Genomic DNA, 26,280 nt, shown 5'->3' with positions numbered 1-26,280 from the left:
AAATACATAGATTGTTAATAAAAAACCGTATTTTTTAATTGTAATTATTAAAATAGAATGTAGGGGCACTAAGATTAGTATATTAGCCTGAATACTGATCTTTAAATATTTTTAAAAAATTATTTGTACAATATGGTAGAATAATGTGTATATAATTCAATATGTGAAAATGTTCTCTTTTATTAACCATCAAATTATATTGGAACTAATTTTTTAGAGATTTGAATTATTTATTCAATTTAAATTAGAAAAAGTAATATACTAATTTGTACATATCTAAATAAGATATTTATTCTTATTTTAGGTAATGGGGAAGAATAAATGGATGATGACAAGATAAAACTCGAAAAACTGCGTAAAAAAGCAGAAGAAACAGTTAAAAAACAATATGATCATAAAATAAATCAGTATAAAGATACTGATGAATTATTTCATGAATTACATGTTCACCAAGTCGAATTGGAGATGCAAAACGAAGAATTAAGACAAGCCCAGATAAAATTGGAAGATTCTCAGCGCAAATATTTTGATCTGTATAACTTTGCACCCGATGGATATTTTACATTAGATAAAGAAGGGATTATTTTAGAGGTTAATCTTAAAGGAGCATCATTATTAGGTGTTGAAAGGCTTAACCTCAATAAAACTGCATTTATTCAATATATTGCTCCAGATAATCAAAACAAGTTTTATCATCACCTACAGAAAGTTCTGGAAACGAGAACTAATGATACAATCGACATCAAACTCATTAAAAAGGATAATAATATATTTTACGCCCATCTTGAAACCATGTATGTTCCACATGGGAATGGAAATTTCAAAGAATTCAGATCAGCCGTAACAGATATTAGCGATCTTAAAAGTACTGAAATGGCTTTAAAAGAGAGTGAAGAACGATATCGTGAGATCTTTTACAACAATCATACAATCATGATCTTAATAGATCCAGTTAATTTAAATATAATAGAAGCAAACCCTGCAGCTTGTAATTTTTATGGATATGACTATGAACAATTACTTAAAATGAAAATATCGGATATTAATATTTTGGATCTGGATTTAATAGAGGATAAAATGCAAAAGGCAATGGCCCAACAAGAAAACCATTTTATATTTAAACATCTTTTATCCAATGGAACCATCAGTGATGTAGATATTCATAGCGGTTTAATCCCTTATAAAGGTAAAAATGTACTTTGTTCTGTTATTCACGATATTACTGCTCAAAAAAAAGCAGAGAAAATACTAGAAAAACGTAATGCCCGTATTAATCAAATGTTAAATATTGAGATAGACGATCATGAAAAGGCTGAAATTAAATTGGGAAACCTGATAAGTAAATTAGAAATTTCAAATAAAGAACTGGAACAATTTGCTTATGTATCATCTCACGACTTGAAAGAACCTTTACGTATGATTACTAGTTTTCTTCAGCTTTTACAGAGAAGATATGCAGATGATCTTGATAAAGATGCCAATGACTTCATAAACTTTGCGGTGGAAGGAGCTAAACGTCTTGATATAATGATCAATGATTTATTAGAGTACTCTCGAGTCGGAAGTAAAGTAAGAGAATTCAAATATATTTACAGTGAAAAAATTGTAGAAACAGTTTTAACCAATTTAAAAACACAAATACAAGATAAAAATGCCATTGTAACATATGATTCGCTGCCAATAATCTATGCAAGTGAATATCAAATGGTACAGCTCTTTCAAAATCTCATAAGCAATGCTATTAAATACAACAACAAAATCCCTAAAGTCCATATATCTGCAGTTAAAAAAGATAAGGAGTATGTATTTTCTATTAAAGATAATGGGATTGGAATAGATAAAGATCACTTAGAAAGAATATTTACCATCTTTCAACGTCTACATACACGTGAGGAATATGATGGAACAGGTATTGGTTTGGCAATTTCACTTAGAATAATACAGCAACATAGAGGAAAAATTTGGGCAGAATCCGAACCTGGAAAAGGCTCAACATTCAATTTGTCCATACCATTTAAAACCAATAATGAGATTATCAAATTACAATAATCCTTGGTAAATCACAACAATTCACTTAATTCCGTTCGCAATTAACTGCAAATCCTATTTAAACTGTATTGATCAAGTATACCCTGCAAAATTCTATATTATGGATTAAGAAACCAAATTAATCTTATGATCAATTGAAAAAATTTTTAACAAAAATAACTTTTTTTTCATTAAAATAACAAAATCTAACTGCGATATATATGAATATTTCTAAAATAACTATTCAAATTTTATTAAAAAAATATTCATCAGTATAATTTCGATTAATAGATTCATGCAAATAAAAAAAAGGGAGAATGAATATTAGATCCCTGTTGCGACTGCTGTAGCCCCTCCAAATGGAGCAGAGGTACTTTGTGAAGCGAGTGTTTTTCCACCTTTAGTTATTGAAACTGTTAGAACACCATTACCGCCCTCTATTTTACGGGCAGCTGCAGTTAAAGCTCCAGATACATCACCTATACTTGTTGTTTGATCTCCAGTACCTGATAGTGAACGAAATCCGAATGTCCCACTTACATCAACAGCCCAACTACCGGGATATTTTACACAACAATAACATCATTAGAACTTGACGCGTTTGAACTCGAAGTGTTTGTACTAGTCGTATTTAAATTGGAAGTGTTTGTACCGCTCGTGTTATTACTTGAAGTACATCCAGATACTACAACAACAAAACAAACAACAACTAACCCTAATAACATTTTTTTCGACAATTTCATTAGTTATCGGCCTCCAAATATTAAACAAACTTTATCATAATTTATTCAATTCATATAATAATTATTTTTATTCAACCCGTGTCGATTTTGATTTAAAGGACCTTTATTATGACCCATTTCATTCGGAACCATCCTTAATTATCTGTCTCGTATACTCTCAATAAAGACTCATTTTTAATTCACAAATAATATCAAAGATTTTATAATCATAAAATTTGTTTTAAAATATTATCAACTGGAATCTATCATTATATTCAAAAAGGTTATAATTATTGGTGAACATAAATGATAAAAGATGAGTTAAGTTGTCAGAAATATTAGGTATGAATTAACAACACATTAGAGAATATTTCAAAAAATTAGGAGGGTAATAAAAATGGTTGATTTAGTAACTTTATTCATTGTTGTCATTGTTATTTTGATTATTCTAGGATTATCTATTAGGATAGTTAATCAATATGAGAGGGGTGTTGTTTTCCGTCTTGGAAAGGTAATTGGTATTAAAGAACCCGGGTTGAGACTACTAATTCCTCTGGTGGATCGTATGGTTAAACCCTCACTTCAGATAATTACCATGCCTATACAATCCCAGAAAATCATAACAGAAGACAATGTATCTATAGATGTGGCTGCTGTAGCCTATTTTAAAATTATTGATCCATACAAAGCAGTTGTTGAAGTTGAAAATTATACCCGCGCTGTGAACCAGATATCACAAACAACAGTTAGAAGTGTGGTTGGACAGTTCAACTTGGATGAGATACTCTCTGTAACACCTAAAATAAACGCCAAAATCAAGGAGATCATAGATGAACACAGCGAACCATGGGGAATCAATGTCACCACCGTTGAAATAAAAGACATTACACTTCCAGAGAACATGAAACGTGTGATAGGATTACAAGCAGAGGCTGAAAGGGAGAAGAGAGCTAAAATTATTGCTGCTGAGGGTGAATTCCTATCAGCTGCTAAATTAGGAGATGCAGCAGACATCATATCTGAACATCCAATTGCATTACAGCTCAGAATTATGCAGGTACTCAACCAGATAGCTGTAGAGAAAAATTCAACAATAATATTCCCAGCACCATTAATGAACAGCATAACAGATATTTCAAACTTCCTAAAAACAGAAAATATGGAAGCAACAAAACCTAAAGAAAAAAAATAGGAAAACCAGATTTAGTTTCTAAAGGATGTATTAAATTACCAATGAGTTAAAATTATAATATTTTATTTTTAACTCAAATATCCCTACTTTTTTTTAATCTCATAATTCCTAAAATATAAATCCTAAAAATATATTGTAACTCCATTTCTAAATGTTATAGAATTATAATAAATTACAAGGGAAGATCCCTAAATTTTCTCATTAGTTATCAAAAATAAGCATAAAAAAGATTACAAACTAATATTATTAAGTGATAGGTTATAGCTCGAATGAAAAAAATATTTATTTTACTTTAAATAAAACAAAAATTACTAAAAATAAAATTTAGATTAAAATTTAATTCAATTCATTTAAGGGGACAATAATAAATGGATAAATCTGTATATGATGGAAAAATTGAAGATCTGACGATTAAAATAGATAAGACTCGTCAGAAAATGGCACCTGTTTTAATTACTTTCTTAAATGAGACTGAAATTTATGTTACTAAATTTTATAAGGATACAATCAAGGAATATGTTGTATCACATCCAGATATTACTAAGAAATATGGTAAAGATGGTATACGGGACTTAAAATATGAATGTAGAGAATTAATTAAACTGATTCCCGAAATTGTTGAAATGCATCTAGGCACTGATAAGTTCTGGAGCCATAAATGCCCTATAAACGATTTAAAAAAAGAATGTAAAGTATATCCTGCATTTTCCACCCATTATAATGTATCAGATTCTAATAAAAGAATAATAGAATCTTTAAGACACATACTTGGATACTTAGGGGATTTATTATTAAAATATGGTTATATTAAGACAGGAAAGTATTCTGAGTGGAAAATGTCTGAAGATGAAGAATTCAAGTATAAAGGAAGTATTGAATGTACCCCTGAAATGAAAACTTCTTTAAAAATTTACCTAGAAATGGATAAAGAATTAGCTGGATTGATTAATGAAGTTAAAGACATTGAAAAACAAAAAAAAGAAGCTGAAGGGAAAGATGAAGCCGAAGAGATATGGAATACTACATAAATCAGGAAAATATTAAGAACATTTATAATAAATTTATCATTAAGATTTTTTTTAATCATGAATGCCCTATTTTTAAATTCATAAAAAAATGGGTCATTTAATTGAAGATATGGCATTGAATGTTTAAGATTATTCAATTGCTTTGGATGGCATGAATTGAAAATATTTATTTGTTAAAAACAAGATGATTTTTATGAACTGGGACTTTTCAGAAATATTAACGTCTTTTTTAAAAGATGGAAAAGGAAAACTGTTGGCAGAAGGAAATTTCGGCTTTGAAAGAGAGTCACAAAGGATCATATCCTCAGGTGATCTTGCATTAACTCCTCACCCGCCAGTTTTTGGAGATAAATTAGAAAATCAACGTATCACAACTGATTTTTCTGAAAGTCATATCGAGATGATAACACCAACCTTTAAGACAATTGAAGAAGCATATGAAGAATTAAATACCATATGTACCGAGGTTGAAAATGGTATCGGAGATGAACTACTCTGGCCCCTTAGTATGCCGCCCAAACTTCCAGATGAAAATAACATTCCCATTGCAAGCTTTCCAGATTCAGAGGAGGGAATATATAAAGAAATATATCGAAAGGGACTGGCACTGAGATATGGTAAGAAAATGCAGATGATATCAGGCATTCACTATAATTTTTCATTTGACGAAGAAATGGTTGATTATTTATATGATCTCTTTGGAAATGAAAATGATAAACGTTCATTTATTAATGAAATACATTTTGCCCTTACAAGAAACTTTCTACGTTACCGTTGGATGTTGATTTACCTTTTTGGAGCATCACCATTCTGCCATCCTACATATTATTCTGTAATATACAAAGAAATTAAAATCATTCAGAAATCCTGTTCTAGCTGTGTGGAAAGTATTAAAAATTTCAATCAATACGCAACATCCCTACGTGTAAGCAGATTTGGTTATTCAAATATCCTTAAACACAATCAAAATATATATTTTAATAGTCTGGACGAATATTCAAAAAAGCTCCGTAAACTCATGACAACTCGGAATGACGACTATTCTAAGCTTGGAATATATAAGAATAATTCTCAAATACAATTGAATGGGAATATTTTGCAAAATGAAAGCGAATTTTACTCCGCAATTAGACTTAAGCAAAATATAGGTAAAGACGAAACCCAACTGGATGCTCTGGAAAAAAGAGGAGTTCAATATGTAGAAGTGAGGATTCTTGATTTGAATCCATTTGAAAAGTTGGGTTTAAGCCTTGAACAGATGTATTTCATTCAAGTGTTTATGCTTTTCTGTTTGTTTGAACAAAGCAACCCCATCACCGAAGATGAATATGATAGAATAAATTTAAATCACCATTTAATAACATTGTTCGGAAGGAAAGAGAATTTAGTACTCCAAAAATATAATGGAAGAGCAATTGCATTGAAACAATGGGGAGAGGAAATATTTGTAAAGCTCAAAATGATAGCAGATTTAATGTCCAATGCTACAGGAGATGTTAAATATCGAAATAGTGTTGAAAATGAACATAAAAAGCTTTTTGATATATCTTTTCTACCTTCTGAAAGGATTCACAGGGAAATGGAGAATAATAAGGAAGACTTTCTAGAATTCGGAACTAGATGTGCTATAAATAATTTAAATATACAATAGTATCAGGAGGACATGATTATTTTAAAAGAAAGCTATGTAGGGCTTGAACTTTCAACTCAACTTATTATCAAGGAAGCATTGAAAAGGGGTATAGAGATCGATGTACTTGACATGGATGATAATTTTATCCGTTTAAAAAAAGGGAATAAAGTTGAATATGTGAAACAGGCAACCAAAACTTCTGCTGACACATATATAGCCCCATTAATCATGGAAAACAAAGAAGTAACAAAAATGGTTCTTAAGGAACATGGCATTAATGTGCCCATGAGTGTAACTTTTAAGCATGTTGACGATGCAATGGAAAAATATCCTGACTTTGTTGGTAAGGATATTGTGATAAAACCTAAATCAACTAATTTTGGTGAGGGTGTATTAATATTGAAAGACCTGAAATCCAAGGAAGACTACAATAATGCAATTGTCCATGCATTAAAATATGATAACTCGGTTATGATTGAAGAATTCATAGAGGGTAAAGAGTATAGGTTCTTAGTAATTGGAGAGGAAGTTGTTGCAATACTGAACCGGGACCCAGCAAATGTTGTTGGAAATGGAGTACAAAATATAGAAGAACTGGTTCATGAAAAAAATAAAAGCCCACAAAGGGGTAAGGGACATGTGACTCCGCTAGAAAAAATCATTATCGGATTAATTGAAGAGAATTATCTGGCCACTCAAGATAAGGACATGTATTATGTTCCAAATAATGGTGAAATTGTATATCTTAGAGAAAATTCCAATATCAGCACTGGTGGTGACAGCATTGATTTTACAGATGAGATATTAGATGAGTATAAGATCATTGCTGTAAACTCTGCTAAGGCAGTTGGTGCAAAAATCTGTGGTGCAGATATAATCATCAAGGATGTAAAAGCAAAACCCGATAAAAACAACCATAGCATAATCGAACTAAATTTCAATCCCATATTATATGCACATGATTTTCCATATAAAGGCCAGAACAGATATGTTGAAAGGAAGTTACTTGATTTATTAGGATTTTAAGTTAATTTTTTTTTTGATTTCCCAAAGTTAAAATTATTTTATTCAGTTTTTTCAATATGTACCATTCCAATTGGTATTTTTATTTCCCTACCTTTTGTAACAAACTCAAAGGGGATATTATGTTGAATTAAATAATTTGCTAATCTAGGTAAATTTCCATCATACGCAACAATATAATCATTTCTATTATCCAAAGTTCCATTTAAAACTCTATTTAATGTATTAATTGATGGCCTAAATTCATTGGTATCTTCAAAATTGTTCAAATAAATCACCGTTTTTTATGGTATTTTAATGAATTTTTAATTATATTATGGTTCTAATCTTATTATTAATTTATCTTAAGCTTGATTCCTTCAACATGTAATTAGAATGTGTAATAATGTTTTTAAAATTTCCATAACAAGTTTTCCACTATTTAAATCAAATAAATTTCCAAAAAAATCAGTAATAAGATTATCCCTAATTCTTATTTTTAGATATGTTAAAGTTATAAAAATATTGAAAACAATTATCACTTTTTTTTTATTATAAGCTTATGAAAATCGTTATCATCAATTTCTAATGTTACATGATCGCCTTTATGTATATTTACAGCTTTCACCCACTTATCTGGTAGTATCACATGGAATTGATCGTTACAATATACTAACCTTCGAGTGCACTTCATTTCATAGCCTCGTTTAAACTTGAATATATTTACATATTCATTTTACATTGACCTGAATTGAAAGGTAAAAGAATTTTTCCATAGAGATATGCCGCTGTAATTTCGCTTGTTTTTAAAAAATAGCCACACTTTTGGCATTTAACTCCGTTATCCTTTTTTTCCATAAATCCACCATCAGTTTTATGGACTAAATTACTCATTTAATCACCATTCCTGGTAACTTCTCTTGATGGTTGTCACAACGAGAATATTTATATTTGTAACTTTTTTGTAGACTGCACATGTACTTGGGTAAACTGATTTTCTTAATATGATCATTTTCATCTAAGTATCTACAATTATAACAACAAGCAGTTTTTAAGTTTTCATTCATAATTTACCCACCTATATTATCTTTATAAGAATTTTTCATTCATAAAAAAATTATCAACTGTTATTCTTATCCAACCATTTTTTTTTAATAAGAAATAATTTATATCTACATCTGACATTTTAAACATTAAAATAGACTATGTTCCCTCAATTTTATTCAATATAATCTTTATTAAGTTGTTGGGTTGGATAAACACATATATTCAATTTTTTTTATAATTCTATTTTGAATCGTTATTATGTTATATAATAAAAATTATTTAAATTTTAATAAAAATAATTGTATAGAGCACTAAAACTATAATAAATTTTAAAATCTAATACTTTGGGAAATAATAATTACTTTAATTTTTTGTTTATAAATCGGAGGCGAGCAGGGAGATTTCTTTTCACAAAAAAATAAAGCGATATACCTTTTTGATAAAATTGTAAACTTGAAATGAAACCTTTCCCTGCTCTATCTTTATATTAGGTTGAGGGTCTATATACACTTTATGATACTGGAACCTTTTTTATGCTTTCTTTAAATTTTATGCTAGAATTCCAGTTGGAGATATAATATCATATTAAATCAAAAAATACTGACCAATAGTTCTATTTCCAATGATTTCAGTTAATTATATATCTGTGGAACCATTAGAAAGAACAAGATATATAGCTATTAAAGACCAAAAGAATAACTTAGAAATAGATTTCAAAAAGGAATTGATTCATATTTTATTCAATATTTTTTTATTCATTTCATTAATATCAAGTAAGTATTTCATAAAACAACCATAAAAAAAATGTCAATTATTTATTTTTGAATTATTTCATAGTTTTTAAGTTGATTTAAAATAAACAAATGAATTCTTTTTCATTGGTAGTGAATTTTTTTATATAAAATTTAGGGGGATTTAGAATTGTTATCAGATAAGAAAAATTTGGATCACATGAGTAAAATAGAAAGGGAACACACAACCACCTATGGTAGTCGTTACTTTACTAAACCCGTTCCCAAATATGAAATGCCAGAAGAAGGTATGCCTGCAAGGGCAGCCTATCAGATAATACATGATGAACTGAATTTAGATGGTAATCCATCTTTAAACTTAGCAAGCTTTGTAACAACCTGGATGGAACCCGAAGCAGATAAACTTATAATGGAAAGCATTGGCAAAAACTACGTTGACAACGATGAATATCCACAAACCGAAGTAATCCAGAACAGGGTTGTTAATATGCTTGCAAGACTGTTTAACGCACCAAAAGAAGCTAATTCAATTGGAAGCGGAACTATAGGTTCGTCTGAATCTATTATGCTGGGACTTCTGGCCCATAAATGGACATGGAAAAAACGTAGAGAAGCCGAAGGCAAACCAACCGACAAACCCAACATTGTGATGGGTGCTGATGTACATACTGTATGGGAAAAATTTGCTCTGTACTTCGATGTTGAACTCAAACTCATACCTCTAAAAAAGAATGTCTGTAAAACAACAGAAACTGAAATTACCAAGGTAATGTCTTCATTCAGCTGTATAAGTGGTTTGAATGAGGATATATACACGGTATCTGCCGAGGACATTATAGCCCAGGTAGATGAAAATACCATAGCTGTGGGTGCGGTGGTTGGAACAACATTTACAGGACAAATGGATCCTATCGAAGAAATTAACACAGCTTTATTAGAAATTAAGGAAACTAAAGGATGGGATATCCCAATTCATGTTGATGGTGCAAGTGGAGGTTTTATTCTACCATTCCTGTACCCTGATATTAAATGGGATTTCAGACTGGAACAGGTACGATCCATCAATGTATCTGGACATAAATATGGGTTAGTATACCCTGGTGTTGGATGGTTAATATTTAAAGACAGAACTGACCTGCCAGAAGAACTTATATTCAATATAAATTATCTTGGTGGAATAATGCCCAACTACTCCTTAAATTTCTCAAAAGGAAGCAGTACAATTATAGCACAGTACTACAACTTAATAAGACTTGGAATGAAAGGTTATAAGCAGATAATGGAAAATATGCAGGAAAATGCACATTATCTTGCAAGCAAATTAAATGGAACAAAGAAGTTTGAAGTTATTAACAAGAGCATCATATTTCCAATAGTAACCGCGCAACTTCAAAACTGTGAATTCAGTGTCTTCCATCTATCTGAAAAACTCAGACAAAAAGGATGGATAGTACCGGCCTATACACTTCCAGCAAATGCTGAAGACATTGCCGTTTTAAGAATGGTTGTAAAAGAGAGTTTCAGTAAAGATATGGTTGAAATGCTTTTTAATGATATAATGGACTCAATTAAAAAACTGGAGCAATCAACAGAAGAGAAGATAAAGTACATAGATGGAAAAGAAAATCCTACATTACTTTACTAAAATATATTCAATTATAATGATATTTACACAAATATCATCTTAATTTATGCTATAAAATGTATAAGTTATTGATTTTGCGGGTTATTTGAACCCCTGCAAAATTCTTGAGAAAAGTAGTAAATCCCAAAAAATTGTTGAGAATTAACTCTCAAATATTTTTCAAAGTTAAATACTAGAAATACAGCCCAGTTAAAAAAAACCTGAAAATGGTCAGAAACCGGTTTAAGCTGTTCTTGTTTTTGTATACTGGTAAAATATAATTGAAATAAACTTCCATAAGTCTGATTCAAAATTTTAATCAATTTGTTTTTTGGATAACTAAAATTCTATGATACCCACATTGATTATAATTAAAAAGATTCTATATGAATGTTTTAATTTAATTTAATTTATATGTGGAGATTTTTTTTTAATTAAAAATAGTCTAAGTCCCATTTCTAATTTTTACTTCCTTATTGTTCTTTTAATTAAATTTTTTAGATTTAATACTTTTATTTAAAAATAGTAATATATTTAACAGTTAAAAGTCTTAGTATATATACACATGTTAGGAGGTACTTAATGGATGACAATATGAGATGGATTTGCGTTTTGTTTTTCATCGTCGTAGTGGTTAACATCATTCCTTCCTTTGCTGTTCAGATGGAGCAGGTTGCGGATGATGCTAAAGATTATAATGATGAAAGTCATAAAAAAATGGGTTTTTTTGGTAAGATCAAATTTACGGTTAAGGGATTTCATTTAATATCTAAAGCTAAAAATGCTGAAAAAGATTCAAAAGATGATAAACAAAAGACTAACCAATCAGATGCAAGTACTTATGATTCTAAATGGAACAACAACCAACAGCAACAAACTAAAAATTTGTTAGCTTTTAAAAATGCTAAAAAAACAGAAATAGCCACAATACCTGGAAATATAACTAGCAATGATACCGATAATAAAACTAGTAATGAAACAACTATTCCTAAAGAATGTTTCAACGATGCCAATAACATTATAACACAACTTGCAGCACTCAACATTACACTTGCACTATCAACAGAACAATCAGTATCAAATACACTGACAGGAAAGATAGTTCAAATAATTGATAATAACGGGCATCTAAGATATCTGTACGTTAAAAGTATGGATGAAAATAAATTAACTCTTATCACCAATGATGAGAAAGAAATAACCATGGAGATGGATGAATTTAAAAAATCATACACTGGTGTCGTACTTTCCAATGGTGATTTAATAGATTCTAAATTCATCATCAACAAAATAAATGAACTGCAAAAGGACAATATACAAAAAGATACTGAAAATGTGCAAAAACTCAAAAAGGAAGCCAAAACAAACACTATAATTGGATCTGTACTTACAGGTGTAGGAGTAGTACTATTAATTTTAGCAGTACTGATAGCAATAATCTATTCAAAAGCTGCAGCTGCACCTCAAGCCGCACGAACAGGAGAAACAGTAAGTTATCAAGGCCAACAATATTCACTTATGACAACAGATTCTTTTGATCAAGAAATGCATGGGTCAATGAACAGTGTGATTGAAGGAACCCAAAATTTGTTAAGTAAGGGTTTTACTATTGAAACAATTGCCACCACAGGTGTTATACTGATACCATTGGCTGCTAGTGATTTGGCTGTTAATGTTGCTTCATGTAATTGGGTTAACGTAGTTTTAGGAATTGTAGGTATAATCCTATTAATATGTGGCCTTGGTTTGATTACAGCAGGATTAGTAATAGGAATTAAAAATGTAATTGGATGGTTACGCTATAATGCTATCCTCCGTGATCTAAAACAAGACAACATTGATATGAACACATGGATAAATAGCACTAATCAAACAAATATGACCGATCAAAAAATCGGAATAAAAATGGACAATCAAAGCCTCAACTTGAATAAAACGCCATTATTTAAAAGCATAGTTTAAAATATTGGCAATTTTTTATTTTTTAAAATCCATATTTGAAAACTTATAAAATATTAGTATCATTTAATACAGGCGGTGATTGTTTTGGTTGGTGACAAAAAAAATAGTAGATCTAGATTAGGGACGATAAAAAAGTTTTTATTAGTACTGTTAATTGTTTTTGTGGCAGGAATGCTATTAATTTCATTTTCTGGTGAAACTTTTAAATTCACAAGTTTTAATGGTCCAAGTTATATTCCCTCAGGATTTAACAATACTGAAAATCACACAAACAATAACGAAAGAATATTTGAATATAGCGGTAATGGAACTTTCTGGGTTGGAGTAGTTAAAAACACAAGCAATGCAGATTTAAAAGAATTATTTCATCCATTTGACGAAGATCCAAATTATATAAACAAAACAAAAGAAAATATAACAGTAAATGGACATATTGTTCTTTTTGAGGTTCATAGTATGGATATAAATGTGAAAGAAATGGCCAATGAGATATCACAGCTTGAAAATTATGATATGCCTAATTTATCACTCGCAAAATTCTATGCATCATGGTACTGTGAAAAATCAAATCTAACATTTGTTGCAACTGGAATGATAACAACCAACCAAACCGAAGACATGAAAAAAATGATAAAATCAATACAATGTCATGCAAACAACCAATACATAATTTTCTAAATACATATCCATTTAAGCGCTGACTAAATAAATATAACTATGAAAATGGATGAATTTAAAAACTGGAGCCTTCAATAAAAGATAGGTGAATACATAGATGAAAATATTAATCCCAAAAAATTGTTGAGAATTAACTCTCAAAATATTTTCAAAAATCTAAATCTTTATTTTAGATATTCTTAGCTTCAGATATAAATTTTGAAAGATCATTAATTGCCATTGCTCGGGCCTGTTCTTCTAGAATACCTAAATATTCAATGGTTTTAAATTTTTCAATTAAATCATTACAACGCCTTTCAAACTCAGAAACAGGTCGATCTTTACCTTCTTTTATCGACGTAAGATCTTCCAATAACTCTTTATATTCATTAACACATTCTTCATATCTTTTAAACTCAATATCTTTCTCTGTACCCATAATAAAAACATCTCCAATTTTTAAATTAGATTCTATTATTAATAATTATATGTTTTATATATTCCAATTTTATATTTAGCATGGAAATATAATATTGGCCAATGCTGCAGCACGGAAATTTGAAAAGGAAACTGAACAAGAAAATCTCAAATCTTTAGATAATTTAATTTCAAGTGTGGAAGTGTACAATGCTGATGGATCTGCTCGTTCCAGGGAAGATTCACCTTTGATTCGTGCATTAAATGGTGAAATACTCTTAGATTTTGAAGAAATTGTTGTTTTTCCTAGTACTGGTAAAAAACGTTATCGAAATGTTACTTCTGCCCCAATTAATGACAATAACAATAAAATAACAGGTGCAGTGGCAGTAGTTCGTGATATCACAGATCGAAAGACAATTGAAGCAGAACTAGATATGTATAGAAAAAATTTGGAGAGATTAGTAATAGCCCGTACAGCTGACCTTGAAGATGCTATTAAATCTCTAAGAGAAAGTGAAGAACATTATCTGACTTTATTTAATTCTATTGATGAAGGTTTCTGCACTATCGAAGTTATTTTCGATTCTGATAATAATCCTATTGATTATCAATTTTTAGAGATTAATCCTGCCTTTACAAAGCAAACTGGACTAGAAGATGCAGGTGGTAAATTGATGCGGGATCTTGCTCCTGATCATGAGGAGCATTGGTTTGAAATTTATGGCAAAATAGCTTTAACTGGCAAGCCGATGCGTTTTGTAAACCCTGCAAAGGAGTTAAATAGATGGTATGATGTTTATGCATTTAAGATTGGAAGTCCTGAAAGTAGGCAAGTTGCTATTCTTTTCAAAGACATTACAAAATTTAAAAAACTAGAAAAAGAATTAAGAGAATATCAGGATACTCTTGAAGAAGAAGTTAAAAAACGTACTGAAGCACTGACTGAGTCTAATAAAGAATTGGAACAATTTGCTTATATAACCTCTCATGATCTTCGAGAACCATTAAGAATGATAACCAGCTTCTTACAACTATTAGAAAGACGCTATAAAGATCAGTTAGATCAAGATGCAAATGAATTTATAGGATTTGCAGCGGATGGAGCTAAAAGATTAGATGCAATGACAAACGATCTCTTACAATATTCTAAAATATCTAACAAAAAAAGAGAACTCATCCCAGTAAATTTCGAACATGTATTGGAACATGCTTTAACAAACTTAAAAGTTCAAATAGAAGAAAATAATGCGATTATCACTCACGATCCATTACCCACTATCATAGGGGATGAACAGTTAAAGATCCAGTTATTTCAGAATATAATCGGAAATGCTATTAAATATAGAAGCCAAGAAAATCCAAAAATTCATATATCTGCAACCAAAGAAAAAAATCAATATCTATTTAGTATTGAAGATAATGGAATTGGAATGTCTCATGAACACTTGGAAAAAATATTCACTATATTCCAACGACTTCACACTCATGAGGAGTATGAAGGAACTGGTATTGGACTTGCAATTGCCCATAAAATAGTACATCAACAAGGTGGACAAATCTGGGTTGAATCCGTACTTGGGAAAGGTTCAACATTTTATTTTACTATACGAATCCAAGCTGAAAACTAAATATTTCCATGTTTTCGTTTGTATATTTCGTTTTGTTCATTAGAACATCTTTACGATTTACAACAGACCCAACACGCCATATACGAGGTATTATAACCGCTCCAACTATTTCGCATAAGATCTACTCATAAATGTACCTATACATTCTCTTTTATAAATATAATTTGAATGAAAGTTCAAGTCGATATGAGTTCAATAATCAGTTCAATACCTATAAAAACTGTGGTGTTAATGAGTACTTTTCTGAAGGGTATTTCATATTTTTCCCGGAGTATGGTTATGTAAAGGCTTATAAAAGCTACGACAGCAGCCAAATATCGAATATCAAATTCTTCAGCGTCCCCCAATATGAGAACTATAAAGCGAAAAATGGCAAAAATGAATAAGCCCAGCCCAATTACAGTTATAACATAATATTCTCTTTCATTAGTTACTTTATAATTCAAATTAACTAACTGGTCGGGGTTTTCAAGATTTAGAATGGTTTTCAGATGGTTGGTATTCACCAGAAAGTCGTATCTGCGTTTGCGATCTATATTCAGAACGCTGCAAGCAAGTATGGAAACGGATTTATTTTTATCATCTTCCTTTGAAAGAGTTATTTCACCAGATGTTTTGTTATTGGCCATTTTAGTTCCCAGGGGAAGTGTGACGTGCAGTTCCATCTCTTCGGCTTCGATTATATCTACCAGGGCACTGTAACCTCGATTAAATCGAATGAGCTCAAATTTAGGGTTCACGATTACAAATTTGATCTCAAGTTTCACGTGTTTGAGGCCGCTCTCATCTTCCAATCCGATCCATTGATTCAGATCACCTAGATTAACAATTATATCGTTTTCTTCTTCTAAAAATGGAATAAACCAGTCTCTGTTCACTCCAAAAATTTCAATATCTTCAATTAAACCCCTATTCATGGGAAATCTAATGAAGTTTTCATTGGTTAAGAGATCCATTACCATCCTAACACGTCGAGCAGGAGATGGAACTATCTGGTCTTCAACATAAATTCGAGTTTTTTTTGATAATAGCAGAGACTATTCCTCCATTTTAAGATTATTAGTTGATTTTTTTGTTTCGATATTATTTATATACTATTCATTGATCTAATAAAAATGTCTTAAAAACTATATAAAACATTCCATCATAAGTCAATTCAAATATAGAACTATATTTAGGTTATCTGTCATTTCATTTTGATAGTTTGTTCTTGGATAATGAATATAGCTTTATTCCAGTTATTCCAATCCAGATCCATGGTACCAATAAAAATGCCCTCTGGGAAAGTCCAGGATAAATACCATAGTTCATTGCGACTTTAAGCCAAATTACTAAAATAAGTGATAATAAACCACTTACCAATGAATATTTTGGATAATTTCCCCAAATTGAATTATTCTCCCTTTTTAATCCCTGCCATATTAGTAGTTGGGCTACAATAATAGCTACAAATGCAGTGGCACTTACAATGTTATGTGGAACTTGTGAAAGATAATTCTCAGGAAATATTCCTGCAAACAATACCCCAAAGGCAAAGATTAAAACAAACCATACACCCAGTTTCAGAGTTTTTCCTTGCTGTGTAGGTAGTCCAATTCGAAGACCTAAACCCAAACCTATTGTTAAAAATCCAAAGATTATGAAATTAATATTTTGAAGTATTGCTAATGGACCTACTCCCAGATCACTGACATAATTGTAGAACTGACTATATCCTGGTCTTAAAAGACTCTCAATTATTACCATAAAGCAGAATAATAATGGTGCAATTATACCGCACAAAGCATAAAATTCTAGTTTTTTTGGTTGTTGCTCAATAATATCATTGTTATTAGACATTTAACCACCATAGTATTAAAAAAATATAAAGTTAACCCAATCTATTAAAATAATTTCCATTTATTCCATTAATTCTAAAATATTATTTAGATCAGTTTTTAATTTAAGTGCTTCTTCTTTGTTTAATAGTAAAAATGTACCAGTACAGGTATTTTCTATTTTTATAATATTTTTTTCATCATTTAATTTAGCAACTATTTCCTTTACCATGACTATTCACCTGTTTATTACTTCAAAATATTATCGGGATATCACATTATCTTTTCTATTTTTAGATACATCGTATTTAAATTATTAAAATCTGAGTTAGAAATGATCTATAATATAAAAAAAGGAATGAAAATTCATCAAATTTTAACATATATTATTAAATATTTTTTATGGCTTTAATTTTTTTAGTGTGTTTGCTTTGATTCATTTAATACACATTACCCATCCGGATATAAAATAAACATAGCCCGAAATCTTAATAAAATGAATTTAGAAAAAATGAATCCTTAGAATAACATTACTTATAGTAGTCAAAAAATAGTCAAATATATATTTTATGACATTCAATGATAATAATTGTATATAGTGTGTGAGGATAATGAAAAATGTTTAAACCAAATTTTAGTTACACCAATGAAATGGTAAATAATTTGATTGAAATCCAATCCATAAAAGATTTTATAGGAAATGCACCCTTAGTTGTGGAAATGGAAGTTTCTCTTAAAAGAGATGCATTATTAAAATCTGCACATCACTCAACAGCAATTGAAGGGAATCCTCTAACATTTACCCAAGTGGATAAACTTGTCAAAGGCATGAAAATAGATGCCCAAAAAAAAGCCAAACAAGAAGTTTTAAATTATTTAAATGTGCTTGAAAACTTAGATAATTATACAGAAAATGGAAAAATCACAGAAAAAACCATATTAAAACTTCATCAGGATATAACTCATTACACATTAGATTACACTTATCTCGAAGGCCAATACCGAACCATACCAGTTCATGTTGTTAATAAAAATGGAGAAATAGTTTTTACACCACCACATGTGAATTTGGTTCCAAAAGAGATGGAGAACTTTATTGAATGGATGAACCAGACAATAGAATTAAATCACGTTGTTGCTGCGGGAATCATACATTATGAACTTGTGAGGATACATCCTTTTGTAGATGGCAATGGAAGAACAGCTCGAGCTTTGGCTGCCCTTTTTCTTTATCTTAGAAAATTTGATATGGATAAATTTTTTACACTCGATGAATACTATGATAATGATAGACAATCCTACTACAATGCCCTAAATTCAGTTGATGTAAAGACTCAAAATTTAAATGAATGGTTAGATTATTTTTTAGAAGGATTCAAGATCTCAATCACTGAAATTAAGGATCATATAATACTATTCTTACCTGCAAAATCTGGAAAAAGAAAGATTAAACTGTCAAATAAACACAGAAAAATACTGGAACATATACATTTAAAGGGAGATATCACTAATTCAGAGGTTCAAACCCTTTTAAATATTTCCCGTCAAGGAGCTTACAAAGATTTAAGATATTTAATGGATAAGGCCATAATCGATAAAAAAGGCAGTAGTCGTTCAACGTATTACGTCCTAAAAAACCCATTCCATAAACAATGTAGTCAAAACATTAGTCAAAAAAAAGTTTAACATTATATCCCAGTTTTAAATCTTTTAAATTTCTATTTAATTTATTTTAATCATTTATTTTCTTTTGTCTTGAATTAAATTGGTTAAATGTTTTTATATTCAAATAATAAACCGTAAATCCTTGAGAATAAGTTCTTAATAACTTCTTTTGAATCACCTAAAATTATATCTACAATCAAAACATATCGTAATACGATATATATTTTCAATGGACTTGATTAAACTGAAAAATATGATTGAAATTTGGAAATACTGGGAAGCCATTAATAAACAAATAAGATTGAAACATCGCGAAACAGCACAGAAGTATGGTTTTACATTTGAACAATTTCATCTCTTAATTGAACTTGACCATCACTCAGAATTAAATATTTCTGCCGATGTTCAACCTCCCACAATCGGAGAAGTTGCATTTGATATGGGTAATGCCCCACATACACTGTCTGAAAGGATTAAAAGACTTGAAAAAAAAGGTCTCGTAAAAAAGAGAAGAGATGATAATGATCTAAGAGTTGTTCGAGTTATGCTCACAGATAAAGGTCAAAATATTATCAACAAGATAAAAAATGAAGCAGGAAACATTTTTATATATAAGGCTCTCGAAAAAATGGATGAACCCTCATTAGAAAACCTGTTAAATGGATTAAAACAGTTAAATAATGAATTAATCAGGGAAAATTTGGATAATTAGAATTAAATTTTTTATGAGAATTTATATTTTTGATAAATGTTATGGGGAATAAATGTTGAGTATCGAAAAATCTTGTAAACCAGAAAATAGTATTAGTAACAGAACAATAGCATTGATTGTGGCTACATTAGCCTCATTTTTCACACCTTTCATGGCCTCAGCAGTAAACATAGCCATCCCAGCAATTGGTTCACAGTTTGCAGCAGATGTTATTTTATTAAGCTGGATACCAACAGTTTATCTGTTAGCTGCAGCTGTTTTTGCTGTTCCATTTGGTAGGATTGCTGATATATATGGGATGAAAAAAATCTTCACCTATGGTGTAATAATTTTCACTATATCTTCATTGTTATGTGCCATTGCACCATCCATACTTTCACTCATTATGTTCCGGGTTTTACAGGGAGTAGGGTCTGCAATGATATTTGTGACGGGTCTTGCCATTATTACATCTGCCTATCCGCCTAGAGAAAGGGGAAAAGCCATAGGAATAAATATAGCAAGTGTTTATATTGGGCTTTCATTAGGCCCTGTATTGGGTGGAATATTAACACAATACTTTGGATGGAGAAGCATTTTCATTGCCGTAATACCGCTGGGATTACTGGTACTTGCACTCACTGTTTTCAAGTTGAAAGGTGAATGGGCAGAATGTATAGGTGAGAAATTTGATATAAAAGGGTCTATTATCTACAGTATAGCCCTTGTAATTCTGATTTATGGATTTTCAATACTTCCAGGTGAACTTGGAATAATACTCGTAATTTTAGGTGTTATTGGTATAATTACATTTGCTCTATTTGAATTAAGGGTTAAAAATCCTGTATTTGAGGTAAGACTCTTTAAAAATGTAACCTTTGGATTTTCAAGTTTAGCTGCGCTAATAAATTACAGTGCAACCTTTGCTGTGGTTTTCCTTTTAAGTCTTTACCTGCAGTACATTAAGGGTCTGGATCCTCAGATGGCAGGAATTATCCTTGTTGCACAGCCGATTGTCATGGCAATTACATCACCGGTAGCAGGTAGATTGTCGGATAAATTTTCACCAGGGTTAATTGCAACAATTGGAATGACAATTACAGCCATCAGCCTCTTAAGTTTAACATTCCTAACAGCAAACACAAGCTTTGAGTTTATTATAACAGTTTTATTAGTTCTTGGATTTGGACTGGGTATGTTTTCATCACCAAATACAAATGCAATCATGGGATCTGTTGAAAAAAAGTTTTATGGTATTGCATCAGCCACAGTTGGTACAATGCGTTTGATAGGACAAATGTTGAGTATGGGAATAGCTTTACTGGTATTTTCAGTGTTTATTGGTAATGTTATGATTGAACCAAGTAATTATCCTGCACTTTTAACCAGTATAAATACTGTATTTTTAATCTGCACTATTCTATGTTTTATTGGTATATTTGCATCATTTGCCAGAAGATAAAACAGAGAAATGTAAAAAAGAAAGTCTAATGAATAATTTCAAATTTTTTTTTATTTATTTTATTTATTTTAAGAAATATTTTAGAATTATATGTTAGAACACGCTTCAAAGCCATTTAAAATATCCTTGTGTATTGTCCATTGATTGCATAGAATAACTGTACCGGTATCATGAGATGTTCTTTGCAGTCTTCCTATTTGTTGTAATGTTTTAAGTCTATATTCTTCTTGTTCAATACCATGTACACCACGTTGTTCTAGACCATTCCATGTTTTACGTATTTTATTAGGTATTCTACTCTTGGTACCAGGATAATATTTATCCTCTTCACTTTTTGGTACATATGGAGATCTTCCAATAACAACAACTTCCAATTCCTTTCCAGGGAAATCGATTCCTTCGTGTAAACTGCTTCCAATAATACATCCCCCGGTTGATACAAATCTCTTTTTAATGTGCTGTTTTGTTTCTGTATTATTTTTACCCTCATGAAAATTATATATATGATTCTCATAACCCGAATCTTTTAATGCACGTACCATATTATCGCACTGCCATTTTGCATTAAAATGTATCATAATGTTACGATCTTCTTTGACTAAAAAATTTAATAATGGCTTATAAATACGTTTAAAATCATTGTAATTGCGACTGTTAGTATAATTAATTCTGCTAAGTTTTATTGGGGCTTTTTTAACTATTTTACTGTCATCAAAACGATATTTTTTGGGTGTTTCATATATATAATCCATTTTCATTCCAGTAATTTTTCCAATTAATTCTAATCTCCTGCTTTCACTGTGGTGAGGGTAATGAATTGTTCCACTCATCATCAGATGTTGTGGTGCTGCTTCCATGAATGTTGATCTGCTAAGACTAGTGTAGTCAACTGGAATTACCCTTACACATCTTTCTAATTCATCTTTGGAGATAAATTTATCATATTCTTCAGCAGGCAGATATTCATACTGGATACGGTAATGAATCTGTGTTTCAAGTCGTTCGATCCATCTTCTTTTATTTATATCATCTTTGGTGTTGTATTTATCTTTATATGATTCTAATTCTGTTTTTATTTCCTCTATAGGTGTTTGAACATCCTTAAAATAATTAAATATTGTTTTTGACAACTTTTCATCGATTATTCTACATGCACGTGTATGGTTATATTCAATACCGGTCATTTCTCTGATTATATCCTGGAATTTATGTGATTCATCCCAGATTATTAGTGGACAACCCCATGGTAATGCAGGACGTATGTTAATTAATGCAAGCATCATATGGTAGTTGGTTACAACTACTTTATAATCCATAAATGTGCTGATTTTTTTACTGTATTCGCAAGGATCGTTGGTTAAACTGTAATGATGTTTACATGGTGATTTTAGACTGTGTGTACATAATTCTGCTGTATGATCTGTATTGGCCAGACATTTATACTCACTTTTACCTGCAAGTAACATTACATCTTCTAACTTTCCAAAATCTCTTTCATATTGTTTCATCAGATCTTTTGTAGGTGTAACAATGAATACTGTTCCAGGTAATTCTAGATTGATTGCAATTTGCATTGCAATTAAACTTTTACCAATACCTGTGGGTGCATCTGCAATAATATTTTGATTTTTGTGTTCAATGAAATAGTCAAAGAAATGTATCTGGTTCTCACGAAAATCACTTCTATGTACTTCTTTTGCTATATTCCGCATCCTGTAATTGCCCCATAATATTTATAACTCTTTTTCAAGTTTGTTTACTGCATTGTGAACAGAGTTTGTCAATTTTATTGCTTCTTCTAATCCTAAAACTTCCGAATACCGTTTAAATAGATTTTGCCATGAGGCATCTATTTTTTCCATTAGTGCTATTCCATTGTCAGTTGGATAAAGGAAGGATGATTTTCCCACGATTTTCCTTTTAACAAGGTTTTTATGTTCTAGTTTGTCTATAAAACGTGATGTTGTTGATGGTTTTATATCCAGTTCCTTACTTAGATCATTTTGGGATATTCCCGGTTTTTTATTGATAATCATTAATGCCAGGGCTTGTGATGGGAAAAGTCCTGTTGATTTGAACTCCTCTTCGGCCATTTTGGTTAATACTCTCGATAATCTGTTGCTTGTTAAATATAGACAATCACATAAAGATCCTTTGCTCATGTTTTTCTTCCTAATTTTAAAGGTTGTAAATATCCTAAAAATATTCTTTTAGGTTTAAAGTGTTTATGTTTGTTATTGATATTAAAATTTTTAAAAATTTTATTGAACAGTTGTAACATCTATTGAAGTATATACCAACATTTTTATATTTCTAGATACTATTATGAAAAAAATATTATATATGTTTGTACATACAACTATGTTGTGGATAATATTTTTGGAGGTATAACATGAAAGTAGTAGGATTTGTAGGTAGCCCAAGAGAGGGTGGAAACACCGAAATTATGGTTAAAGAAATATTAAAAGGAGCTTCGGAAAGTGGAGCTGAAACAGAAATTTTCAATCTGAATAAACTCAATATCAAACCATGTCAGGCATGTATGCACTGTAAAAGTAACGAAGGTGAATGTGCAACCGATGATGATATGCAGTCAATTTATAAAGAAATAATGGAAAGCGATGCATTTGTACTTGGATCACCAATTTATATGTGGCAGATGTCAGCTCAGGCAAAACTATTCACAGACAGATTATATGCACCAATGGGTTTTGAGGAAAAATTCTGTAAAACATCATCTGCACTGGTTTTTTCACAGGGTAACCCTGATATAGATAGTTTTGAGGCATATATAAATTCCACAAAACAAGTGTTCGACCTTTTAGGTTACACTGTTAAGGGTGTACTTATCTCAGCAGGAGATCAAAGCCCTGGAGATGTTAAAAATAAGGATGATATTCTCAAAAAAGCCAGAGAAATAGGTAAAGATCTGGTTAAATAAAACTTAAAAATATTTTTTTTTATTCTTTATTCCTCTTTTTTCCTAGTTTTTCAAAGAATAGCTGTACAATTTAATTGGATATGTGGATGCAACTATATACTTTTATGAAAAAAAAGAATACTTGTATCATTTTAATATTCTATTGTTTTAATCCAAGAACTTATCAAATTTAAACATCCTTTATGGACATGACAGTTCACATTTCAGGCATGCTATACAATTGCATAGATCTGTTTTTAGATGCTATTCCATTCTCTATTTTAAGAGACTTTCAGGGCAATTTTTCATATATGTTGATAATTCCTTAAAAAAAAGAAAAAAAATAATTTAAAAAGGCAATGCTGCATAGATGCCCTTTAAAGTATACGAGGCTGTATTCCAATTATTTATAACTCCAAGAGAGTTTCTGTAGCTTATTGCATCTGCATTGTACCATGTTCCATCCACGTAGAGCTGAGCCCATACATGTCCGTACCATGTTCCACTACTGAACTTGCACACCCCATGCACATATCTTGCTGGTATTCCTGAGGCCCTTGAAAGTGCCACAAGTAGGTGTGATGTGTCAACACAGTTAGCTGTTCTTGAATTTAGGGTTCCCACTGCACCATAGTTGGTGTCGTAGTAAAAGGTATAACCAATATTATCCCTTACCCAATTGAACAGTTTGGTTGCTCGGTCCTTTGCCGAACTTGATCCCTGTGTAATTGACGATGCAAGTGCTATTATACTTGAATCTGTTGACTGGCAATTGTTAGTTGGTAGCAGATATTTTTGTAGTTCTGCTGGTATTGGTGTGACTGGTGTATCCGGTGTATCTGCAGATTTTTGCCATGGTTGCATGGTTGCATAATTTGGCAGGTCTTTATTAACGCTTTGGTAATTCATTATTCTTGAATACATGTACACAAGCGATTCGTACTGAATTTTCCCTAGAGAACTTGATGCAAAGTTCGGAATCCTTCCATTCGAATTAATGAATGAATTTATCCTCCCTGCTATTACAAGATACTCTGATTTTTTAATGGTTCCACTTTTCAGGTTTTGTGTTGGTTTCAACGAGGTTTCTACACTTTTCAGCGTTATTGATCCTGTTGATCCCCTATTTACCTGGGTTAATCCTGCTGTTAACAACTGCAAGAACTGTGGCATTGTTATCTGTCTTGTACCCATCTGCACATATTTTGGTAATTTCTTTTTAGATTCAACAAAGATTTTTACCCTTGAAGCTGCATCTTTAATATTACTCAAAGTATACGTTACTGTCGTACTTTTGACAGTAGTTTGAGTCCCCGCAGCTTTATTATTATTTACATCTCCTGCTGCCTCTGATGCGCTCTGAATTTTAACTGAATTTTTACTGCTTTTATAAGAAGTTACACTGCTACTGACTGTTTTTACTGCATTTTTGGTCGCTTTTTGGCTTGTTACCGTATTACTAACTGCTTGAACATCATTAAGAGTTCCAACAGTTGTTTGTTGAATATTCGCTGTACTTTTGACGTCTTGCTGGACGTCCGCTGTAATTTCACCGACAATATTGGTATTCGCGATTATATCTGAGTTTTGCTGGTTTGGTGTGGTGGCATATATATAATCCGTACTCAGCAATGTTATGCTAAATAACAGTAACATTGCAAGCAACAAATGTCGCTTCATTATACTGCCTCCCTATGTTTTCAGCAATGTCAGATGAACACCGTTAGGTTCTGACAATTAATTAAATTGTTGTTTAGAACATATAAATTTATTGATAAAAAGTCTGATAAAAGAAGGTTAAATTGTCCGTTTTTTAATGTAAAAAGCCATTATAATTTATTTATATATTTTTTTAAATTAAATGTAATAAAGGCATCTGAAAAATTTGAGTTAGATATGCCCATTAAATTCAAAATTTGGGTTGAATTTGATGCCCTTTCATATCTGTTTTTGAGACTATTTTAGACATGGCAAAAATTTAATCTAATAATAGACAGGTTTCCCAAAGAACTGATGGAACATTTAAGGGA

The 26,280-nt window shown here is 30.8% G+C and carries 24 protein-coding genes; 13 read left to right on the top strand and 11 right to left on the bottom strand.

The genetic code is table 11. The features are described 5' to 3' along the window. Positions 1-321 precede the first annotated feature (321 nt). Positions 322-2,049, top strand: a complete 1,728-nt coding sequence (locus tag DL91_RS04420; protein WP_048190409.1) for a PAS domain S-box protein — start codon at positions 322-324, stop codon at positions 2,047-2,049. A 545-nt stretch (positions 2,050-2,594) separates the two neighbouring features. Here DL91_RS04420 and DL91_RS14145 read toward each other — a convergent pair. Then, on the bottom strand, positions 2,595-2,771 hold the full coding sequence (locus DL91_RS14145; RefSeq protein WP_231551387.1) for a hypothetical protein: 177 nt from the start codon (positions 2,769-2,771) through the stop codon (positions 2,595-2,597). A 376-nt stretch (positions 2,772-3,147) separates the two neighbouring features. Between DL91_RS14145 and DL91_RS04415 the strand changes: the two genes are divergently transcribed. From DL91_RS04415 to gshAB, 4 genes are all read left to right on the top strand, one after another. Next, on the top strand, positions 3,148-3,942 hold the full coding sequence (locus DL91_RS04415) for a slipin family protein (RefSeq protein WP_048190408.1): 795 nt from the start codon (positions 3,148-3,150) through the stop codon (positions 3,940-3,942). A 368-nt stretch (positions 3,943-4,310) separates the two neighbouring features. Continuing rightward, the gene (locus DL91_RS04410; protein ID WP_048190407.1) at positions 4,311-4,970 is read left to right on the top strand and encodes a hypothetical protein; all 660 of its coding nucleotides are present in this window, start codon (positions 4,311-4,313) and stop codon (positions 4,968-4,970) included. Between the two features lie 193 nt (positions 4,971-5,163). Continuing rightward, positions 5,164-6,621 carry a glutamate--cysteine ligase gene (locus DL91_RS04405; protein ID WP_048190406.1) on the top strand — a complete coding sequence of 486 codons (1,458 nt, stop codon included), beginning with the start codon at positions 5,164-5,166 and terminating at the stop codon, positions 6,619-6,621. Between the two features lie 12 nt (positions 6,622-6,633). After that, positions 6,634-7,629: a bifunctional glutamate--cysteine ligase GshA/glutathione synthetase GshB gene (gshAB, locus tag DL91_RS04400; RefSeq protein WP_048190405.1), complete on the top strand. Its 996-nt coding sequence runs from the start codon at positions 6,634-6,636 to the stop codon at positions 7,627-7,629. 38 nt (positions 7,630-7,667) lie between these two features. Here the strand turns inward: gshAB and DL91_RS04395 are convergent, their stop codons facing one another. The 3 genes from DL91_RS04395 to DL91_RS13460 form a co-directional block, all read right to left on the bottom strand. Further along, positions 7,668-7,895 carry a hypothetical protein gene (locus DL91_RS04395; protein WP_048190404.1) on the bottom strand — a complete coding sequence of 76 codons (228 nt, stop codon included), beginning with the start codon at positions 7,893-7,895 and terminating at the stop codon, positions 7,668-7,670. Between the two features lie 433 nt (positions 7,896-8,328). Then, entirely contained in the window at positions 8,329-8,499 is a 171-nt protein-coding gene (locus DL91_RS13465; protein ID WP_156095974.1) for a hypothetical protein, read from the bottom strand. After that, positions 8,496-8,672, bottom strand: a complete 177-nt coding sequence (locus DL91_RS13460) for a hypothetical protein (RefSeq protein ID WP_156095972.1) — start codon at positions 8,670-8,672, stop codon at positions 8,496-8,498. The genes DL91_RS13465 and DL91_RS13460 overlap by 4 nt, the downstream gene beginning before the upstream one ends. Before the next feature lie 901 nt (positions 8,673-9,573). On the opposite strand from DL91_RS13460, the gene DL91_RS04390 reads away from it, so the two are divergent. The 3 genes from DL91_RS04390 (at position 9,574) to DL91_RS04375 (ending at position 13,668) form a co-directional block, all read left to right on the top strand. Continuing rightward, positions 9,574-11,049, top strand: a complete 1,476-nt coding sequence (locus tag DL91_RS04390) for a pyridoxal-dependent decarboxylase (protein WP_048190403.1) — start codon at positions 9,574-9,576, stop codon at positions 11,047-11,049. A 561-nt stretch (positions 11,050-11,610) separates the two neighbouring features. Continuing rightward, positions 11,611-12,990: a hypothetical protein gene (locus DL91_RS04380; protein WP_048190401.1), complete on the top strand. Its 1,380-nt coding sequence runs from the start codon at positions 11,611-11,613 to the stop codon at positions 12,988-12,990. An 84-nt stretch (positions 12,991-13,074) separates the two neighbouring features. Beyond that, entirely contained in the window at positions 13,075-13,668 is a 594-nt protein-coding gene (locus DL91_RS04375; RefSeq protein WP_048190400.1) for a hypothetical protein, read from the top strand. A 169-nt stretch (positions 13,669-13,837) separates the two neighbouring features. Here the strand turns inward: DL91_RS04375 and DL91_RS04370 are convergent, their stop codons facing one another. After that, the gene (locus DL91_RS04370) at positions 13,838-14,086 is read right to left on the bottom strand and encodes a hypothetical protein (RefSeq protein ID WP_048190399.1); all 249 of its coding nucleotides are present in this window, start codon (positions 14,084-14,086) and stop codon (positions 13,838-13,840) included. Positions 14,087-14,174: 88 nt separating this feature from the next. Here DL91_RS04370 and DL91_RS12780 point away from each other — a divergent pair, with 88 nt between their 5' ends. After that, complete coding sequence (locus tag DL91_RS12780; protein ID WP_369792066.1) at positions 14,175-15,695, top strand: ATP-binding protein; 1,521 nt, start codon at positions 14,175-14,177, stop codon at positions 15,693-15,695. Positions 15,696-15,871: 176 nt separating this feature from the next. Here DL91_RS12780 and DL91_RS04360 read toward each other — a convergent pair whose 3' ends face one another. The 3 genes from DL91_RS04360 to DL91_RS13455 form a co-directional block, all read right to left on the bottom strand. After that, positions 15,872-16,657 (bottom strand): hypothetical protein, encoded by a 786-nt coding sequence (locus tag DL91_RS04360; RefSeq protein ID WP_048190398.1) that lies wholly within the window; start codon positions 16,655-16,657, stop codon positions 15,872-15,874. Positions 16,658-16,886: 229 nt separating this feature from the next. Beyond that, a complete protein-coding gene (locus DL91_RS04355) occupies positions 16,887-17,534 on the bottom strand; it encodes a DUF998 domain-containing protein (protein WP_048190397.1) in 648 nt (215 codons plus the stop codon). A gap of 60 nt (positions 17,535-17,594) precedes the next feature. Next, positions 17,595-17,744 (bottom strand): hypothetical protein, encoded by a 150-nt coding sequence (locus tag DL91_RS13455; RefSeq protein WP_156095970.1) that lies wholly within the window; start codon positions 17,742-17,744, stop codon positions 17,595-17,597. 386 nt (positions 17,745-18,130) lie between these two features. Here DL91_RS13455 and DL91_RS04350 point away from each other — a divergent pair, with 386 nt between their 5' ends. The 3 genes from DL91_RS04350 (at position 18,131) to DL91_RS04340 (ending at position 21,330) form a co-directional block, all read left to right on the top strand. Next, entirely contained in the window at positions 18,131-19,198 is a 1,068-nt protein-coding gene (locus tag DL91_RS04350) for a Fic family protein (protein WP_048190396.1), read from the top strand. Positions 19,199-19,430: 232 nt separating this feature from the next. Next, positions 19,431-19,889, top strand: a complete 459-nt coding sequence (locus DL91_RS04345) for a MarR family winged helix-turn-helix transcriptional regulator (RefSeq protein WP_048190395.1) — start codon at positions 19,431-19,433, stop codon at positions 19,887-19,889. A 52-nt stretch (positions 19,890-19,941) separates the two neighbouring features. After that, positions 19,942-21,330, top strand: coding sequence for an MFS transporter (locus DL91_RS04340; protein ID WP_048190394.1), 1,389 nt, complete (start codon positions 19,942-19,944; stop codon positions 21,328-21,330). 86 nt (positions 21,331-21,416) lie between these two features. Here the strand turns inward: DL91_RS04340 and DL91_RS04335 are convergent, their stop codons facing one another. Together DL91_RS04335 and DL91_RS04330 are read right to left on the bottom strand one after the other, a co-directional pair. Beyond that, positions 21,417-23,042 (bottom strand): helicase C-terminal domain-containing protein, encoded by a 1,626-nt coding sequence (locus DL91_RS04335; RefSeq protein WP_048190393.1) that lies wholly within the window; start codon positions 23,040-23,042, stop codon positions 21,417-21,419. 21 nt (positions 23,043-23,063) lie between these two features. Further along, positions 23,064-23,492 (bottom strand): MarR family winged helix-turn-helix transcriptional regulator, encoded by a 429-nt coding sequence (locus DL91_RS04330; RefSeq protein ID WP_048190392.1) that lies wholly within the window; start codon positions 23,490-23,492, stop codon positions 23,064-23,066. Positions 23,493-23,722: 230 nt separating this feature from the next. Between DL91_RS04330 and DL91_RS04325 the strand changes: the two genes are divergently transcribed. Continuing rightward, entirely contained in the window at positions 23,723-24,271 is a 549-nt protein-coding gene (locus DL91_RS04325; protein WP_048190391.1) for a flavodoxin family protein, read from the top strand. Between the two features lie 327 nt (positions 24,272-24,598). Here DL91_RS04325 and DL91_RS04320 read toward each other — a convergent pair whose 3' ends face one another. Continuing rightward, complete coding sequence (locus DL91_RS04320; RefSeq protein WP_052374145.1) at positions 24,599-25,930, bottom strand: transglutaminase domain-containing protein; 1,332 nt, start codon at positions 25,928-25,930, stop codon at positions 24,599-24,601. Between the last annotated feature and the right edge of the window lie 350 nt (positions 25,931-26,280).

This window comes from Methanobacterium sp. SMA-27 (assembly GCF_000744455.1).
In the GTDB taxonomy this organism is placed as follows: Archaea; Methanobacteriota; Methanobacteria; order Methanobacteriales; family Methanobacteriaceae; genus Methanobacterium_B.
The sequence above is the reverse complement of the archived record's forward strand: the minus strand, read 5'-3'. Positions and strand labels throughout refer to the sequence as shown.

Coding starts and splice junctions, on each gene's coding strand:
- gshAB (WP_048190405.1), top strand. CDS start 6,634: ATGATTATTTTAAAAGAAAGCTATGTAGGGCTTGAACTTTCAACTCAA.
- DL91_RS04420 (WP_048190409.1), top strand. CDS start 322: ATGGATGATGACAAGATAAAACTCGAAAAACTGCGTAAAAAAGCAGAA.
- DL91_RS13460 (WP_156095972.1), bottom strand. CDS start 8,672: ATGAATGAAAACTTAAAAACTGCTTGTTGTTATAATTGTAGATACTTA.
- DL91_RS04370 (WP_048190399.1), bottom strand. CDS start 14,086: ATGGGTACAGAGAAAGATATTGAGTTTAAAAGATATGAAGAATGTGTT.
- DL91_RS04380 (WP_048190401.1), top strand. CDS start 11,611: ATGGATGACAATATGAGATGGATTTGCGTTTTGTTTTTCATCGTCGTA.
- DL91_RS13455 (WP_156095970.1), bottom strand. CDS start 17,744: ATGGTAAAGGAAATAGTTGCTAAATTAAATGATGAAAAAAATATTATA.
- DL91_RS04410 (WP_048190407.1), top strand. CDS start 4,311: ATGGATAAATCTGTATATGATGGAAAAATTGAAGATCTGACGATTAAA.
- DL91_RS04405 (WP_048190406.1), top strand. CDS start 5,164: ATGAACTGGGACTTTTCAGAAATATTAACGTCTTTTTTAAAAGATGGA.
- DL91_RS04320 (WP_052374145.1), bottom strand. CDS start 25,930: ATGAAGCGACATTTGTTGCTTGCAATGTTACTGTTATTTAGCATAACA.
- DL91_RS04355 (WP_048190397.1), bottom strand. CDS start 17,534: ATGTCTAATAACAATGATATTATTGAGCAACAACCAAAAAAACTAGAA.
- DL91_RS04415 (WP_048190408.1), top strand. CDS start 3,148: ATGGTTGATTTAGTAACTTTATTCATTGTTGTCATTGTTATTTTGATT.
- DL91_RS04335 (WP_048190393.1), bottom strand. CDS start 23,042: ATGCGGAATATAGCAAAAGAAGTACATAGAAGTGATTTTCGTGAGAAC.
- DL91_RS14145 (WP_231551387.1), bottom strand. CDS start 2,771: ATGAAATTGTCGAAAAAAATGTTATTAGGGTTAGTTGTTGTTTGTTTT.
- DL91_RS04345 (WP_048190395.1), top strand. CDS start 19,431: ATGATTGAAATTTGGAAATACTGGGAAGCCATTAATAAACAAATAAGA.
- DL91_RS04360 (WP_048190398.1), bottom strand. CDS start 16,657: ATGGTAATGGATCTCTTAACCAATGAAAACTTCATTAGATTTCCCATG.
- DL91_RS13465 (WP_156095974.1), bottom strand. CDS start 8,499: ATGAGTAATTTAGTCCATAAAACTGATGGTGGATTTATGGAAAAAAAG.
- DL91_RS04325 (WP_048190391.1), top strand. CDS start 23,723: ATGAAAGTAGTAGGATTTGTAGGTAGCCCAAGAGAGGGTGGAAACACC.
- DL91_RS04350 (WP_048190396.1), top strand. CDS start 18,131: ATGTTTAAACCAAATTTTAGTTACACCAATGAAATGGTAAATAATTTG.
- DL91_RS04340 (WP_048190394.1), top strand. CDS start 19,942: ATGTTGAGTATCGAAAAATCTTGTAAACCAGAAAATAGTATTAGTAAC.
- DL91_RS04330 (WP_048190392.1), bottom strand. CDS start 23,492: ATGAGCAAAGGATCTTTATGTGATTGTCTATATTTAACAAGCAACAGA.